The organism is Pseudonocardia sp. McavD-2-B, from assembly GCF_024124365.1.
GTDB classification, from domain to species: domain Bacteria; phylum Actinomycetota; class Actinomycetes; order Mycobacteriales; family Pseudonocardiaceae; genus Pseudonocardia; species Pseudonocardia alni.
This window is the reverse complement of sequence record NZ_JAMXSG010000041.1, coordinates 11,868-27,148: the sequence shown is the minus strand read 5'-3', so window position 1 is coordinate 27,148 and position 15,281 is coordinate 11,868. Positions and strand designations below refer to the sequence as shown.

Below are 15,281 nucleotides of genomic sequence, written 5' to 3'. Positions count from 1 at the left end.
CACCGGCCACCGCGCCCACCCCGCCGCGACACCGGGGCCGGACCAGCCGACCGTCCCCACCCCCGCGCACCACCCCGCCCGGGACCGCGACGCCTGACCGGCGCCGGTCCTGGCCCTGGGGAGAGGTGTCCGCGCTCACGGATCAGGCCCGCCCGGCCCCGTACGCCGCCCGGTCCCGGGGCCGTCGAGCGCGTCGAGAAGCACCTGGGTGCCGCCCGACGGCGGTCCGACGACGCTCAGGAGCTTCTCGACGCCGGCCGGGCGGCACGGGACACCGCGGGGGACGGCGCCGGTCGGGGCGCCGGACCCGCCGGTTACCGTGTGCGCGGAGCCGTACCCGCTGGTGGGGCGGCCGGTGAGCCGGGAGGCGGACGCACCGTGTGGCGATGGGACCGCTGGGGGACCGTGGAGTACGACGGTCCCGCGCTCGGCCAGGCGCAGGTCGTGCGGCGGCTGTCGGGGTCGATGGCCCGCGGCGCCGCCCTGGTCGGCGCGGCCACCACGGTGGTCTGCGCCGTCGGCGGGATCGTCGCAGCCGGGGTCCCGGGCCTGTCCGCCGCGGCCCTCGGTGGTCTGCTGGCCACCGGCTCGGCCCTGCTCACGCCGGTGTTGATGCTGCGTACGACCCATCTCGAGCCGGGCGCTGTGATGCTGGCCGCATTCGGCGGCCTCGCGATGAAGGCCATCATCCTCCTGCTCGCCCTGTTCACCCTCGGGGGTGCGCCGGGTCTGCACCGCATGTCACTGGCCGTCACCATGCTCGTCGTCTTCATCACGACGACGGCGGCGGAGGCCTGGGCGGGGCAGAAGCTCCAGATCCTGATCGGCACCGATCCGGGGTCCACAGATGCCTGACCTGGGGTTCGACGACCGTTTCGTCCGTTCCCGCGGCCCCCTCGCGGACGTCCGCGGGGGCTGCCGAGGGCGTCGGGCGGATGACCGGGTGGCGACCGCCGGGGGAGTTAACGGTGAATCACCCGACGCGACCCACCGGACCCGATCAAGATCGTTTCGCCGGACGAACGCGCAGGTGAGGTGCGTTCGAGCCCCCGACATCGTGTAGAAGTACGGCTGATAGCATCCGCCACGTAGGCGATGTGGGTGACTTCCGGTGTTTCGACCCGGCCGCCCGGAAACACATCGCGCCACGAGGCACCTTGCAGGCGATCCCCCGTTCCGCGTGGATGCGGAACGGGAGCACCGGAAGGACCCCCATTGGGCACGTTGGTACTGGCGGCCGAGGAGTTCACTCCGCCCGGCGCAGGTCTGTTCGAGTACCCGCCGATCTTCGGCGCCGTCACCAAGCCGATGGTGCTGGCGGTCCTGTCGCTGATCATCGTCGCGGCCGTCTTCACGCTGGGCACGCGCAAGCTGTCCATCGTGCCGAGCCGATTCCAGTTCGGGCTGGAGTCCTTCTACAACATCCCGCGCAACACGATGGCGCGTGACCAGATCGGCTCCGAGGACTTCAAGCGGTACATCCCGCTGATCCTCGGCCTGTTCAGCTTCATCCTGGTCAACAACATCTTCGCGATCATCCCGGTGATCCAGTTCCCGACGCTGTCGCGGATCGGGTTCCCCATCGCGCTGGCGTTGTTCGTCTACGTCTTCTACCACTACGCCGGGTTCAAGAAGCACGGGTTCTTCGGCTACATCAAGCACGCCGCCCTGCCGCCGGGCGTCCCGGTCTTCATCGCGCCGCTGATCATCGTGATCGAGCTGCTGCAGAAGTTCCTGGTGCAGCCGCTCTCGCTGGCACTGCGTGTGTTCGCCGCGATGTTCGCAGGCCACCTCATCCTCGCCCTGACCGCCGTGGGTGCGGCGTTCCTGGTGTCGGCGGGCTCCGCGCTCGTCATCGCGTCCCCGGTGGTGTTCGCCGCCGGGATCGCGTTCACGTTCCTGGAGGCGCTGGTCCAGGTCATCCAGGCCTACGTCTTCGCCCTGCTCGCCGCCGTGTTCATCGGCGCGGCGATCTCCGAGGACCACTGACAGCACCACCGAGACCCCGGTGCCGCCGGCACCGCGCTCGCACCACCTGCTTCATCCGCCGGCCCGTCCGGGCCGATACACCGAACGACCCGCATCCCGCGGACCCGACGGAAGGAAACCCGAAGTGAACGTCACCCAGGTTCTGGCCCAGGAAGCCGCCAACATCAACCCGGGCCTCGCGGCCATCGGGTTCGGCGCCTCGGCCATCGGCGCCGGTATCGGCGTCGGCCTGATCTGGTCGGCCGTCATCAGCGGCACCGCCCGCCAGCCGGAGGCCCGCGGCCAGCTGATGGGTATCGGCTGGACCACCTTCGTCCTCGCCGAGCTGGTCATGCTGATCGGCCTGGTGCTCTTCTTCATCGCGCAGTAAGAGCCGGCAGATCACTCTCATGCCGGTCCCGGTACCGGCGGCCATGTCAGGGAAGGACACACGGTGGAACTGATTCTCGCCGCCGAACAGCCGCTTCCGATTCTCCCGCACCTCGATGAGCTCGTGCTCGGTGTGGTCGCGTTCGCGATCCTGCTGTTCCTGCTCTGGAAGTTCGCGGTCCCGCGCTTCGAGACGCTCTACGAGGAGCGGACCGACGCGATCGAGGGCGGCCTCAAGCGTGCTCAGGAGACCCAGGAGCAGGCGGACCGGCTGAAGAAGGAGTACGAGGAGCAGCTCGCCGGCCTCCGGGCCGAGGCGGCGCGCATCCGCGACGACGCCCGGGCCGAGGGCCAGCAGATCAAGGCCGAGCTCCGCGAGGAGGCCGAGGCCGAGGCCGCGCGCATCAAGGCCCGTGGCGAGGAGCAGGTGGCCGCGTCACGCGACGCCGCCCAGCGTGCTCTGCGCAGCGAGGTCGGGGGTCTGTCGGTCCAGCTGGCCGAGCGCCTGCTGCGCGAGCAGCTGGCCGACGACTCGCGTCGTTCCGCGACGATCGACTCGTTCCTCGGTGAGCTCGACCAGCAGGGCGTGGCCCAGCGGAGCGGGGCGAACTGATGGCGGCTGTCCTGCAGCCCGCCAGCCGTGAGTCCCTCGCGGCGCTGACCGAGCGGCTGGACTCCTGGACCGACTCCGCGTCGGCCCGGGACCTGACCACGACCGCGGACGAGCTGTTCGCGGTGGCCCGGTTCCTGGATTCCGAGCGCTCCGTCCGGCGCCTGCTGGCCGACGCGTCCTCTCCCGAGGACGCCCGCGCGGACCTGGTCCGCCGGCTGTTCGGGTCCCAGCTCTCGCAGCCGACCGTGGACCTCGTCTCCGAGCTGGCGGGCAAGCGCTGGTCCACCCCCCGCGACATCGTCACCGGCGCGGAGGGCCTGGCCCGCCGCACGGCCATCGCGATCGCGGACCGCAACGGCTCCCTCGACGAGGTCGAGGACCAGCTGTTCCGGTTCGGCCGGATCGTGGCCCGCGAGCCGCAGCTGGCGAGCCTGCTCGGCGACGCCGCCCGGCCCGTCGAGGGTCGCGTCCAGCTCCTGGACTCGGTGCTCGGCGAGAAGGTCTACCCGGTGACGGCGACGCTGCTCCGCGAAGCGGTCCGGCTGCCCCGCAGCCGGCACCTCGACGTCGTCGCCGAGGAGCTCGCCGAGCTCGCGGCGGCCCGCCGGGACCGCTCGGTCGCCAAGGTGCGCACACCCGTCGAGCTCTCCTCCGAGCAGGAGACCACGCTCGCCGAGACCCTGGGCCGTATGTACGGCCGCACGATCTCCCTGCAGGTCGAGCTCGACCGGAGCCTCCTCGGAGGCCTGGTCGTGCAGGTCGGCGGCGAGGTCATCGACGGCAGCGTGGCGGGTCGACTCGCCGCAGCTCGCCGATCCCTGCCCAGCTGACCTGCTTCGGACGCGATCGCCGGACCCCGGCGGAACGACCCGAAGACCCCGTTCGAGAGAAGGAACGACGCAGCCATGACAGAGCTGACGATCTCCTCCGAGGAGATCCGGAGTGCGATCTCCAGCTACGTCTCGTCGCTGGAGAGCGGCACGTCCCGCCGTGAGGTCGGGACCGTCGCCGACACCGGTGACGGCATCGCCCACGTCGAGGGTCTGCCCTCGGCCATGACCAACGAGCTGCTCGAGTTCGAGGGCGGCGTCCGCGGCGTCGCGCTGAACCTCGAGCAGAACGAGATCGGTGCGGTCGTCCTGGGCGACTACACCGGCCTCGAGGAGGGCCAGCAGGTCACCCGTACCGGCGAGGTCCTGTCCGTGCCGGTCGGCGAGGGCTACCTGGGCCGGGTCGTCGACCCGCTGGGCAACCCGATCGACGGCCTCGGCGACGTCGAGAGCGACGCCCGCCGCGTGCTCGAGCTCCAGGCGGCCGGCGTGATGGACCGCCAGTCCGTCGGCGAGCCGCTGCAGACCGGGATCAAGGCCATCGACGCCATGACCCCGATCGGCCGCGGCCAGCGCCAGCTGGTGATCGGCGACCGCAAGACCGGGAAGACCGCGGTCTGCGTCGACACGATCATCAACCAGAAGGAGAACTGGGAGTCGGGCGACCCGAAGAAGCAGGTCCGCTGCATCTACGTCGCCATCGGCCAGAAGGGCTCCACGATCGCCGGTGTCCGGCAGTCGCTCGCCGACGCCGGTGCGCTGGAGTACACGACGATCGTCGCGGCCCCCGCGTCCGACCCGGCCGGCTTCAAGTGGCTCGCGCCCTACACCGGCTCGGCCATCGGCCAGCACTGGATGTACCAGGGCAAGCACGTCCTCATCGTGTTCGACGACCTGTCGAAGCAGGCTGAGGCCTACCGCGCGATCTCGCTGCTGCTGCGCCGCCCGCCGGGCCGTGAGGCCTACCCGGGCGACGTCTTCTACCTGCACTCGCGTCTGCTGGAGCGCTGCGCGAAGCTCTCCGACGAGCTCGGTGCGGGGTCGATGACCGGTCTGCCGATCATCGAGACCAAGGCGAACGACGTGTCGGCCTACATCCCGACCAACGTCATCTCGATCACCGACGGCCAGGTCTTCCTCGAGTCCGACCTGTTCAACCAGGGTGTCCGGCCGGCGATCAACGTCGGTATCTCGGTCTCCCGGGTCGGTGGCTCGGCGCAGATCAAGGCCATGAAGACGGTCTCGGGCTCGCTGCGTCTGGACCTGTCGCAGTACCGCGAGCTGGAGGCGTTCGCCGCCTTCGGTTCCGACCTCGACGCCGCCTCGGCTGCCGCTCTGGGCCGTGGCGAGCGCCTGGTCGAGCTGCTGAAGCAGGCGCAGTACGCGCCGGTCTCGGTGCAGGACCAGGTCGTCTCGATCTGGCTGGGCACCTCGGGCAAGCTCGACTCGGTGCCCGTCGCCGACGTGCAGCGCTTCGAGTCGGAGTTCCGCGAGTACTCGCGTCGCCACGCCTCCGGCGCCCTGAACGAGATCACCGACACCGGGAAGCTCTCCGACGACGCCGTCGAGACGCTGACCAAGTCGGTCGACGAGTTCAAGCGCAACGAGTTCACCGCGTCCGACGGTTCCTCGGTCGTCCCCAAGGAGAAGGCCGAGAAGGCCCTCGATGAGGACGATGTCGAGCAGGAGACCGTCACGGTCAAGAAGAACTGAGGCTGATACCCGATGGCGGCACAGATCCGGGTGCTGCGCCGGCGTATCCGGTCGACGCAGTCCATCAAGAAGATCACCCGTTCCCAGGAGCTGATCGCGACCTCACGGATCGCGAAGGCCCGGGCGCGGGTGGACGAGGCACGTCCGTACGCCGAGCTGATGACGAGCACCCTGTCGGAGCTCGCGTCGAACTCGGCGCTGGACCACCCGCTGCTCGTCGAGCGGGAGCAGCCGAAGCGGGCCGCGGTCCTGGTCGTCACCAGTGACCGTGGTCAGTGCGGCGGCTACAACGCCAACGTCCTCAAGGAGGCCGAGCAGCTCCAGGCCCTGCTCCGTGAGCAGGGCAAGGAGCCGGTCCTCTACGTGATCGGCCGCAAGGGCGTCTCGTACTACCGGTTCCGCAACCGGGAGATCGAGGAGTCGTGGACCGGATTCTCCGAGCAGCCCGGCTACGAGCACGCGGCCGAGGCGGCGAAGACCCTGGTCGACGCGTTCATGGCCGGTGAGGACGACCACGACGGCAACACCGACGGTGTGACCGGCGTGGACGAGCTGCACCTCGTCTACACCAGCTTCAAGAACATGATCACCCAGGTGCCGCAGGCCCGGCGGATGGCTCCGCTCGAGGTCGAGTACGCGGCCGACAGCGCCTCCTCGAGGCCGGTCGGTGCCGGGTCGGAGCTGCCCTCGGTCGCCCGCGACGCCGACGCCGACACGGCCGAGAGCCAGCGGGACCACCCGGAGAGCAAGGGGCTCCAGCCGCTCTACGAGTTCGAGCCGGACCCGGACACGCTCTTCGACGCGCTGCTGCCGAAGTACATCGGGGCCCGCCTCTACGCGGCCCTGCTGGAGTCGGCGGCATCGGAGTCGGCGAACCGGCAGCGGGCCATGAAGGCCGCGACGGACAACGCCAACGAATTGATCCGTAGCCTGACCCTGGAGGCCAACCAGGCTCGCCAGGCACAGATCACCCAGGAGATCAGCGAGATCGTCGGTGGGGTCGACGCTCTCGCCAGCGCAGGAAGTGAGAGCTGATGACCACGACCGCCGAAACTTCGGCCGGCCCGATCACCGGGCGCGTCGTCCAGGTGACCGGCCCGGTCGTCGACGTCGAGTTCCCGCGTGACCAGGTCCCGAACCTGCTCAACGCCCTCACGCTGGAGGTGGACCTCTCCGGCGACAAGCGCAAGCTGACGCTGGAGATCGCCACGCACCTGGGTGACAACCTGGTCCGGGCCATCTCCATGCAGCCGACCGACGGCGTCGTGCGCGGCCAGGAGGTCACCGACCTCGGCCGCCCGATCTCCGTGCCGGTGGGCGACCAGGTCAAGGGCCACGTGTTCAACGCCCTCGGCGACTGCCTGGACGACCCGTCCATCCAGTTCACCGGTGACCTGCGGTCGATCCACCAGAAGGCCCCGCGCTTCGACGAGCTCGAGGGCAAGACCGAGATGCTGGAGACCGGCATCAAGGTCCTGGACCTGATGACGCCCTACGTCGTCGGCGGCAAGATCGGTCTGTTCGGTGGTGCCGGCGTCGGCAAGACCGTGCTGATCCAGGAGATGATCCAGCGTGTCGCGCTGAACTTCGGTGGCACCTCGGTGTTCGCCGGCGTCGGTGAGCGCACCCGTGAGGGCAACGACCTCATCACGGAGATGACCGAGTCGGGCGTCATGAAGAACACCGCTCTGGTGTTCGGTCAGATGGACGAGCCGCCGGGCACCCGTATGCGCGTCGCGCTCTCCGCGCTGACCATGGCGGAGTACTTCCGTGACGTGCAGGAGCAGGACGTGCTCCTGTTCATCGACAACATCTTCCGGTTCACCCAGGCCGGCCAGGAGGTCTCGACCCTCCTCGGCCGCATGCCGTCCGCGGTGGGCTACCAGCCCACCCTGGCCGACGAGATGGGCGAGCTGCAGGAGCGGATCACCTCGACCCGCGGTCGTTCGATCACCTCGATGCAGGCGATCTACGTCCCCGCGGACGACTACACCGACCCGGCTCCGGCGACGACGTTCGCGCACCTCGACGCCACCACCGAGCTCTCCCGGCCGATCTCCCAGAAGGGGATCTACCCGGCGGTGGACCCGCTGACCTCGACCTCGCGGATCCTGGACCCGCAGTACGTCGGTGACGAGCACTTCCGCGTCGCCAACGAGGTCAAGCGGATCCTGCAGAAGTACAACGACCTGCAGGACATCATCGCCATCCTCGGTATCGACGAGCTGTCCGAGGAGGACAAGCAGCTTGTCGGCCGGGCGCGTCGCATCGAGCGCTTCCTGTCGCAGAACCTGCTGGTCGCCGAGCAGTTCACCGGCCAGCCGGGCTCGACGGTCCCGCTCAAGGAGACGATCGAGGCGTTCGACAAGATCGCCAAGGGCGAGTTCGACGACGTCCCCGAGCAGGCGTTCTTCCTCTGCGGCGGTCTCGACGACCTGGAGAAGAACCGCAAGAAGCTCGAGGGCTGATCACCGATGCCTGCTGAGATGACCGTGGAGCTGGTCTCCGTGGAGCGCCGGCTGTGGTCGGGCGACGCACGCTTCGTGCTCGCCCGGACCACGGTCGGCGAGGTCGGCATCCTGCCCGGCCACCAGCCGATGCTGGCCCAGATGGAAGAGGCCGGGGTCGTCCGCATCGACTCCACCGACGGCTCGAAGCGCACCATCGCGGTGCACGGCGGGTTTCTGTCGGTGTCGGCGGAGCGGGTGTCCATCCTGGCCGAGTTCGCCGAGCAGGCGGACGAGATCGATGTCGATCGGGCCCGGCGGGCGCGCGACGGCGCCGACTCGTCCACCGACGAGGGCAGAGCGGCGATCGCCCGGGCCGAGGCCCGCCTTCGGGCGGCCGAGGCGAACTAGCACGGGGACCGGGCAGGCAGTGGAGCTCATCGCGGCGTTCGTCGGAGTTCTGCTGCTGTGCCTGGTCGTCCCCTTGGTCTGGCTCGCCGTACGGCGGGTACGACTCATGCGCAACGGCGGTGTGGACCTGTGTCTGCGCCGCCGTTTCGCTGTCACGGACTGGCACTTCGGCGTCGGGCGCTACGAGGGCGAGCGGTTCGCCTGGTACCGCCTGACCAGCTTCCGGATCGGTGCGACCGTCGTGATGGACCGGGCCGACCTGGAGATCGTGGACCGGCGGCCGCCGCACCGGTCGGAGGAGTTCGCGATCCCGATGGCGGTCGAGGTGTTGCGCTGCCGCGGCCGCGACGCCGCGGGCCGGGGCATCGACGTCGAGCTGGCGATGTCGGCGGGCGTCCGCACCGGCTTCATGGCCTGGCTGGAGTCCACCCCGCCGGGGCAGGGGCACGGCTACCGCGAGGCGTCCTGACCTCGCCGGATCGGTAGCTCTACGGACCTGTCGTCCGTTCTGTCCGTTCTATGCCGCCGCCGTGGATCTGGTCTTCTTGGCGTTCGCGGGCATTCTCGGCCGGCTGGCGTGGACGTCGTTCCGCGAGGCCCGCGAGGGGCACGCCCGCTGGACGCGCGGCCTGGCCGCGACCCCGGTGACGGTCGCGGAGCTCGTCGCCATGGCCGGGTCCGTCCGCGACGAGCTCGACGCCCCGGCGTTCCGTCAGGTGGTGTCGCTGTCCGGCACCGTCGAGCCGCTCGACGACGAGGCGCGCCCGGCCCCGCTGACCGGGGTCGACTCGGTCTGGTTCCGGTTCGTCGAGGAGGCGCTCTCCCGCGGCCGGGACGACCGGGAAGAACGGCAGGTCGTCGCCGAGCAGCGGCGGGAGCGGCCGTTCCGGCTGACCGACGGCACCGCGGAGGTCGTGGTCGACCCCCGTGACGCGCACACCGAGATCCCGGTCGCCGAGCGCCGCCGGGTCACCGACGACGGGGAAGGCCGCGAGTTCGGCCTGTTCCGCCTCGTCGACCCGACGGTGGCCCGTGAGCGCACCGAGTGGCGGATCGAGCCGGGCGCCCGGCTCACCGTGGTGGGGGAGGCCCGGCTGTCCGGGGACCGGGTACGGCTGTCCGCCGCGGCCGACCACCCGCTCACGCTCACCGTCGCCGAGCGCGACGACCACCCGGAGCGCAGCCGGAGCCGCAGCGGCACCGCGATGCGGCGTGCCGTGGCCTTCGGCTGCGGCGCCGTCGTCGCGCTGCTGGTGGCGGTGCTGACCTGAGCGGGCCGTCCGGAGCGGGTCCGGTCAGGTGTCCGTGGTCGGTGCTCCGTGCGGGCCGCCCGGCTGCCACAGGACGTCGCCGTCGGGGTTCGCGACCCGGCCGAGGATGAACAGCAGGTCCGAGAGCCGGTTGAGGTACTGCGCGGTCAGCGGGTTGGTGTGCTCCCGGTCGACCTCCAGCAGGCCCCACACCGACCGCTCGGCACGCCGGGCGACGGTCCGGGCGACGTGCAGGTACGCCGCGCCCGGGGTGCCGCCGGGGAGGATGAAGGAGTTGAGCTTGGGCAGCTCGGGGTTGAACTCGTCGCACCAGCCCTCGAGCCGGGTCACATAGCCCTCGGTGACCCGCAGCGGCGGGTACTCGGGGTTCTCGACGATCGGGGTGCACAGGTCGGCACCGACGTCGAACAGGTCGTTCTGGATCTGCCGCAGCGGGTCGACGACCCGTTCCGGGAGTCCCCCGACGGTCACGGCGACCCCGATCGCGGCGTTCGCCTCGTCGGTGTCGGCGTAGGCCGCCAGCCGGGCATCGGTCTTCCGGACCCGGCTGAAGTCGCCCAGGGCCGTCGTACCGTCGTCGCCGGTCTTCGTGTAGATCCGCGTGAGATGCACCGCCACCCCGACAGGCTAGGGGCGCCGGTGCCTCGGCGACCAGATGCGGGGGTGCGCCGGACGGTCCGAAGGGTCAGGGCCGTCCGGGGCGGGCATCCGGCGTGGTGACGGTCCCGTTACCGTTCCGGTCGTGGTGGAGCATTTCGCGGTCAACGGCGGGGCCCGGCTGAGCGGGTCCGTCGACGTCGTCGGGGCGAAGAACAGCGTGCTCAAGCTCATGGCGGCGGCGCTGCTGGCCGAGGGACGGACGACGCTCGAGAACTGCCCGGAGATCCTGGACGTGCCGCTGATGGCCGACGTCCTGCGAAGCCTGGGCTGCACGGTCGCGATCGAGGGGTCGACCGTGCACATCGACGTGCCCGCCGACCCCGGGGCGGAGGCCGACTACCGTTCGGTCTCCAAGCTGCGCGCGTCGGTGTGCGTGCTCGGGCCGCTGGTCGCGCGCTGCCGGCGGGCGGTCGTCCCGCTCCCCGGGGGCGACGCGATCGGTTCGCGGCCGCTGGACATGCACCAGAACGGGCTGCGCAAGCTCGGCGCGACCACCGACATCGTGCACGGCAGCGTCACCGCGACGGCGGGCGACCTGCACGGCGCGCAGATCTGGCTGGACTTCCCGAGCGTCGGCGCGACCGAGAACATCCTGATGGCCGCGGTGCTCGCCGAGGGCACGACGGTGATCGACAACGCGGCCCGCGAGCCGGAGATCGTCGACCTCTGCGTGATGCTGCAACAGATGGGCGCGAAGCTCGAGGGCGTCGGGAGCTCCACGCTGACCGTGCACGGCGTCGCGGGGCTGCAGCCGACCACGCACCGCGTCATCGGGGATCGGATCGTCGGTGCGACCTGGGCGTTCGCGGCCGCCATGACCCGGGGCGAGGTCACCGTGCGCGGCGTCGACCCGCACCACATCGACCTGGTCCTCGACAAGCTCCGCAGCGCGGGCGCCGAGATCGCCACCGCCGAGCAGGAGTTCTCGGTCGCGATGCCCGGCCGCCCGGAGGCGGTCGACTTCGTGACGCTGCCCTACCCGGGCTTCGCGACGGACCTGCAGCCGATGGCGATCGCGCTGTCCGCCGTCGCCGAGGGCACGTCGATGATCACCGAGAACGTGTTCGAGGCGCGCTTCCGCTTCGTCGACGAGATGGTGCGCCTGGGTGCGGACGCCCGCACCGATGGGCACCACGCCGTCGTACGGGGGCGGCCGGAGCTGTCCAGCGCGCCGGTGTGGGCCAGCGACATCCGGGCCGGCGCCGGGCTGGTGCTGGCCGGGCTGTGCGCACGGGGCACGACCGAGGTCTGGGACGTCGCGCACATCGACCGCGGCTACCCGCGGTTCGTGGAGAACCTGTCCGCGCTCGGCGCCGACATCCGGCGGGTCGCGGGCGAGCCGGAGCGGTAGACGCTCGGCCCCGCAGGGGCGCCGACGGCGGCTCGCCGTGGCGGCGCCGGTACCCGGCGGCGAACCGGCCGGGGTGGGCGACACCCCTCGGCGCGACACGGCCCGGGTGCGGCCTCGCCGTTGCTCCGAACGGCCCACCAGCCCGGCGGACCGGTCCGCGCCGTGCCACCCTTCGCGTCGACTCGACGAGGAGGCCCGTCATGGTGAGCACCCCCGACGCCGCGGACGTCTCGCAGGCCGGCCGCAGAGCGGGCCGCGGGGCGCGGGGCGCCGCGCACTCGACACCGGTGCGCGTCGCCGCCCGGGTCGGCATCGCCGCGAACGGGGTGCTGCACCTGCTGATCGGCTGGCTCGCCGTCCAGATCGCGCTCGGCTCGGGCGGGCAGGCCGACCAGAGCGGCGCCCTCGGGGCGATCGCCGCCGAGCCGGCGGGCCGGGTGTTCCTGTGGGTGCTGGTGGTCGGGTTCGCCGCGGTCGTCCTGTGGCGGACGGTCTCGGCGGTGTGGGGCTTCCACTACGTCGGCGACAGCACGAAGCGGACGGTGAAGCGGGTCGTCGCCGGCGGGCAGGCGGTCGTCTACGCCGTGCTGGCCGTCACCGCGGCGACCACCGCGGTCAGCGGGCGCGCCTCGAGCGGCGGTGGTGGGCGGGCGACCGCCGGACTGCTCGGCCTGCCGGGCGGGCAGGTCCTCACCGCGCTCGTCGGGCTGGGTGTGCTGGTCGGCGGCGGCGTGATGGCCTGGAACGGCTACCGGAAGAAGTTCACCGAGGACCAGGACCTCGGCGGCGCCGACAGCCGGCTGCGGCGGATCAACGCCCGTACCGGGCAGGCCGGGTACATCGCCAAGGGGATCGCGATCGGTGTGCTGGGCATCCTGCTGGGCGTCGCCGCGCTGACCTTCGACCCGCAGCGCGCGAACGGGCTGGACTCGGCGCTCAAGACGCTGCGCGAGCAGCCCTACGGGGTGTTCCTGCTGGTCGCGGTGGGCGTCGGGATCGCCTGCTACGGGGTGTTCTGCTTCCTCGACGCCCGCTACCACCGGGTGGACTGAGCGCTCAGTCCAGGGAGCGGCGGCTCAGCACCACGCGGGCGTCCTTCACGTCGCGGGGGAAGACGAGCAGCGCCCAGCCGCCGCCGTCGGCGCGCGAGGTCGTCGCGCGGATGCCCTCGGAGCGCAGCCGGTCGCGCAGCACGCGGGCGGCCTCCTGGCCCGGTACCCGGGAGACCTCGGTGAGCAGCCCGGTGGCCACCGGGTCGTCCGGGTCGTCGGTGGGCAGCGCGTGGTGTTTCTGGTGGCCGTAGGTCCAGCGCAGCAGCAGCCCGAGCACCAGCAGCACCACCGCCAGGCCGATGACGGCGCCGAGCCGCGGGACCAGGTCGAGCTCCATCCGCCGATGGTCGCACCCGGACGGGCGACGCGCCCTGTCCGAGGGGTCGGGTGGTGAACCGATCCAGCGCTCGGTTTCCCGCGCGCGTCGCGTACTTTGCCGAACACGCCGACTGTGACGAGGGACGACTCCGTGCCCGTCGCCGGCTACTGACGAGTAGTCTCTGTCCGCATCACAGGCAGTGCCGACTGTGCTCCCGCGACGACACGGAGGTTCCGGTGCCGTACCCCACCGATCGTGAGCGCGACCGTCCGTGGGTGATCCGCACCTACGCCGGTCACTCCTCGGCGGAGAAGACCAACGAGCTCTACCGCCGCAACCTGGCCAAGGGGCAGACGGGTCTGTCCGTGGCCTTCGACCTCCCGACCCAGACCGGCTACGACCCGGACGACGAGCTCGCCAAGGGCGAGGTCGGCAAGGTCGGCGTGCCGGTCAGCCACATCGGTGACATGCGCACGCTCTTCGAGGGGATCCCGGTCGCCGAGGCCAACACCTCGATGACGATCAACGCCCCGGCGATGTGGCTGCTCGCGCTGTACGTGGCCGTCGCCGAGGAGCAGGCGGAGCAGTCCGGCCTGGACTACGCCGAGGTCCGCGCGAAGCTGGCCGGGACGACCCAGAACGACATCGTCAAGGAGTACCTGTCGCGGGGCACCTACGTGTTCCCGCCCGGGCCCAGCCTGCGGCTGATCACCGACATGGTCGCCTGGTCGGTCGGCGAGATCCCCAAGTGGAACCCCATCAACATCTGCAGCTACCACCTGCAGGAGGCCGGGGCCACACCGACGCAGGAGCTGGCCTACGCGCTGTCCACGGCGATCGCCGTCCTCGACTCGGTGCGCGACTCCGGGCAGGTGCCGCCGGAGAAGTTCGGCGACGTGGTCGGGCGCATCTCGTTCTTCGTCAACGCGGGCATCCGGTTCGTCGAGGAGATGTGCAAGCTCCGGGCGCTGGGCAGGCTCTGGGACGAGATCACCCTCGAGCGCTACGGCGTGCAGAACCCCAAGCAGCGGCGCCTGCGCTACGGGGTGCAGGTCAACTCGCTCGGCCTGACCGAGGCACAGCCGGAGAACAACGTCCAGCGCATCGTGCTGGAGATGCTCGCCGTGACCCTGTCCAAGGACGCCCGGGCCCGTGCGGTCCAGCTGCCCGCCTGGAACGAGGCGCTGGGCCTGCCGCGGCCCTGGGACCAGCAGTGGGCGCTGCGGATGCAGCAGGTGCTGGCCTACGAGACCGACCTGCTGGAGTACGAGGACATCTTCGACGGGTCCCGCGTCGTCGAGGCGAAGGTGTCCGAGCTCGTCGAGGGAGCCCGCGCCGAGATCGACCGGGTGCAGGAGATGGGCGGGGCGGTCGCGGCCGTCGAGTCCGGCTACATGAAGGGCGAGCTGGTCAACTCCCTGGCCGCCCGCCGTCGCCGGCTGGAGTCCGGCGACGAGGTCGTGGTCGGGGTCAACAAGTTCGACACGACCGAGCCGAGCCCGCTGCAGGCCGAGGGCGCCGAGGCGATCTTCACCGTCGACCCGGCGACCGAGCGGTCCGCCGTCGAGGCGATCCGCGAGTGGCGCGCCGCGCGGGACCAGGACGCCGTCGACGAGGCGCTGCGGGCGCTGCGCGACGCGGCCAAGACCGAGCAGAACCTCATGCAGGTCTCGATCGACTGCGCCAAGGCGGGCGTGACCACCGGCGAGTGGTCGGGAGCGCTGCGCGAGGTGTTCGGCGAGTTCCGGGCCCCGACCGGGGTGGCCGGCGCCAGCATGTCCGGCGAGGGCGCCACCGAGATCTCCGAGGTCCGCGAGCGGGTCCGCGCCACCGGTGACGAGCTGGGCCAGCGGTTGCGCATGCTGGTCGGCAAGCCGGGCCTGGACGGCCACTCCAACGGCGCCGAGCAGGTCGCCGTCCGCGCCCGCGACGTCGGGTTCGAGGTCGTCTACCAGGGGATCCGGCTCACTCCGTCGCAGATCGTGGCGGCCGCGGTGCAGGAGGGTGTGCACGCCGTCGGGCTGTCGGTGCTGTCCGGGTCGCACCTGGAAGTCGTGCCCGCGGTCGTGCAGGGCCTGCGCGACGCCGGTGCCGGGGAGGTCCCGGTCGTCGTGGGCGGGATCATCCCGCCGGAGGACGAGAAGCGGCTGCGCGAGGGCGGGGTCGCGGCGGTCTTCACACCGAAGAACTTCCGGCTGACCGGGATGATGGACGAGATCGTCACCCTGATCCGGCGGTCCCAGGGGCTGGACTGAG

At 71.3% G+C, this 15,281-nt stretch carries 16 protein-coding genes; 14 read left to right on the top strand and 2 right to left on the bottom strand.

Annotation, left to right across the window (positions count from 1 at the left end):
* The first annotated feature begins 378 nt into the window (after positions 1–378).
* The 11 genes from NH602_RS08715 to NH602_RS08665 all read left to right on the top strand — a co-directional run bounded on the left by NH602_RS08715 (position 379) and on the right by NH602_RS08665 (position 9,643).
* Positions 379–855, top strand: coding sequence for a hypothetical protein (locus tag NH602_RS08715; protein WP_179761944.1), 477 nt, complete (start codon positions 379–381; stop codon positions 853–855).
* Between the two features lie 360 nt (positions 856–1,215).
* On the top strand, positions 1,216–1,989 hold the full coding sequence (atpB, locus tag NH602_RS08710) for a F0F1 ATP synthase subunit A (protein ID WP_062397367.1): 774 nt from the start codon (positions 1,216–1,218) through the stop codon (positions 1,987–1,989).
* A 124-nt stretch (positions 1,990–2,113) separates the two neighbouring features.
* A complete protein-coding gene (locus NH602_RS08705; RefSeq protein ID WP_020621511.1) occupies positions 2,114–2,359 on the top strand; it encodes a F0F1 ATP synthase subunit C in 246 nt (81 codons plus the stop codon).
* Positions 2,360–2,422: 63 nt separating this feature from the next.
* A complete protein-coding gene (locus NH602_RS08700; RefSeq protein WP_179761945.1) occupies positions 2,423–2,971 on the top strand; it encodes a F0F1 ATP synthase subunit B in 549 nt (182 codons plus the stop codon).
* The gene (locus NH602_RS08695; protein WP_253067517.1) at positions 2,971–3,801 is read left to right on the top strand and encodes a F0F1 ATP synthase subunit delta; all 831 of its coding nucleotides are present in this window, start codon (positions 2,971–2,973) and stop codon (positions 3,799–3,801) included. The genes NH602_RS08700 and NH602_RS08695 overlap by 1 nt, the downstream gene beginning before the upstream one ends.
* A gap of 75 nt (positions 3,802–3,876) precedes the next feature.
* Positions 3,877–5,514, top strand: coding sequence for a F0F1 ATP synthase subunit alpha (gene atpA / locus NH602_RS08690; protein ID WP_179761947.1), 1,638 nt, complete (start codon positions 3,877–3,879; stop codon positions 5,512–5,514).
* 12 nt (positions 5,515–5,526) lie between these two features.
* A complete protein-coding gene (locus NH602_RS08685) occupies positions 5,527–6,549 on the top strand; it encodes a F0F1 ATP synthase subunit gamma (RefSeq protein WP_100878597.1) in 1,023 nt (340 codons plus the stop codon).
* Entirely contained in the window at positions 6,549–7,982 is a 1,434-nt protein-coding gene (gene atpD, locus NH602_RS08680; RefSeq protein WP_062397356.1) for a F0F1 ATP synthase subunit beta, read from the top strand. Before NH602_RS08685 ends, atpD begins: the two co-directional genes overlap by 1 nt.
* An 18-nt stretch (positions 7,983–8,000) precedes the next feature.
* Positions 8,001–8,372 (top strand): F0F1 ATP synthase subunit epsilon, encoded by a 372-nt coding sequence (locus NH602_RS08675; RefSeq protein WP_253067520.1) that lies wholly within the window; start codon positions 8,001–8,003, stop codon positions 8,370–8,372.
* 19 nt (positions 8,373–8,391) lie between these two features.
* Positions 8,392–8,841 (top strand): DUF2550 domain-containing protein, encoded by a 450-nt coding sequence (locus NH602_RS08670; RefSeq protein ID WP_062397354.1) that lies wholly within the window; start codon positions 8,392–8,394, stop codon positions 8,839–8,841.
* Between the two features lie 61 nt (positions 8,842–8,902).
* Entirely contained in the window at positions 8,903–9,643 is a 741-nt protein-coding gene (locus NH602_RS08665; protein WP_253067516.1) for an E3 ubiquitin ligase family protein, read from the top strand.
* Positions 9,644–9,667: 24 nt separating this feature from the next.
* Here the strand turns inward: NH602_RS08665 and NH602_RS08660 are convergent, their stop codons facing one another.
* Complete coding sequence (locus NH602_RS08660) at positions 9,668–10,261, bottom strand: cob(I)yrinic acid a,c-diamide adenosyltransferase (protein WP_073578509.1); 594 nt, start codon at positions 10,259–10,261, stop codon at positions 9,668–9,670.
* 124 nt (positions 10,262–10,385) lie between these two features.
* On the opposite strand from NH602_RS08660, the gene murA reads away from it, so the two are divergent.
* Together murA and NH602_RS08650 are read left to right on the top strand one after the other, a co-directional pair.
* Positions 10,386–11,654, top strand: a complete 1,269-nt coding sequence (gene murA / locus NH602_RS08655) for a UDP-N-acetylglucosamine 1-carboxyvinyltransferase (protein WP_100878592.1) — start codon at positions 10,386–10,388, stop codon at positions 11,652–11,654.
* Positions 11,655–11,854: 200 nt separating this feature from the next.
* Positions 11,855–12,706 carry a DUF1206 domain-containing protein gene (locus NH602_RS08650; RefSeq protein WP_253067515.1) on the top strand — a complete coding sequence of 284 codons (852 nt, stop codon included), beginning with the start codon at positions 11,855–11,857 and terminating at the stop codon, positions 12,704–12,706.
* Positions 12,707–12,710: 4 nt separating this feature from the next.
* Here the strand turns inward: NH602_RS08650 and NH602_RS08645 are convergent, their stop codons facing one another.
* Positions 12,711–13,043 carry a hypothetical protein gene (locus NH602_RS08645; RefSeq protein WP_062397345.1) on the bottom strand — a complete coding sequence of 111 codons (333 nt, stop codon included), beginning with the start codon at positions 13,041–13,043 and terminating at the stop codon, positions 12,711–12,713.
* A gap of 218 nt (positions 13,044–13,261) precedes the next feature.
* Between NH602_RS08645 and NH602_RS08640 the strand changes: the two genes are divergently transcribed.
* Complete coding sequence (locus NH602_RS08640; RefSeq protein ID WP_073578506.1) at positions 13,262–15,280, top strand: protein meaA; 2,019 nt, start codon at positions 13,262–13,264, stop codon at positions 15,278–15,280.
* Position 15,281 lies beyond the last annotated feature (1 nt).

Excerpts from the sequence above, each read along its gene's own strand:
- NH602_RS08695 (WP_253067517.1), top strand. The coding sequence starts at position 2,971 with ATGGCGGCTGTCCTGCAGCCCGCCAGCCGTGAGTCCCTCGCGGCGCTG.
- atpA (WP_179761947.1), top strand. The coding sequence starts at position 3,877 with ATGACAGAGCTGACGATCTCCTCCGAGGAGATCCGGAGTGCGATCTCC.
- NH602_RS08685 (WP_100878597.1), top strand. The coding sequence starts at position 5,527 with ATGGCGGCACAGATCCGGGTGCTGCGCCGGCGTATCCGGTCGACGCAG.
- atpD (WP_062397356.1), top strand. The coding sequence starts at position 6,549 with ATGACCACGACCGCCGAAACTTCGGCCGGCCCGATCACCGGGCGCGTC.
- NH602_RS08675 (WP_253067520.1), top strand. The coding sequence starts at position 8,001 with ATGACCGTGGAGCTGGTCTCCGTGGAGCGCCGGCTGTGGTCGGGCGAC.
- NH602_RS08650 (WP_253067515.1), top strand. The coding sequence starts at position 11,855 with ATGGTGAGCACCCCCGACGCCGCGGACGTCTCGCAGGCCGGCCGCAGA.
- NH602_RS08645 (WP_062397345.1), bottom strand. The coding sequence starts at position 13,043 with ATGGAGCTCGACCTGGTCCCGCGGCTCGGCGCCGTCATCGGCCTGGCG.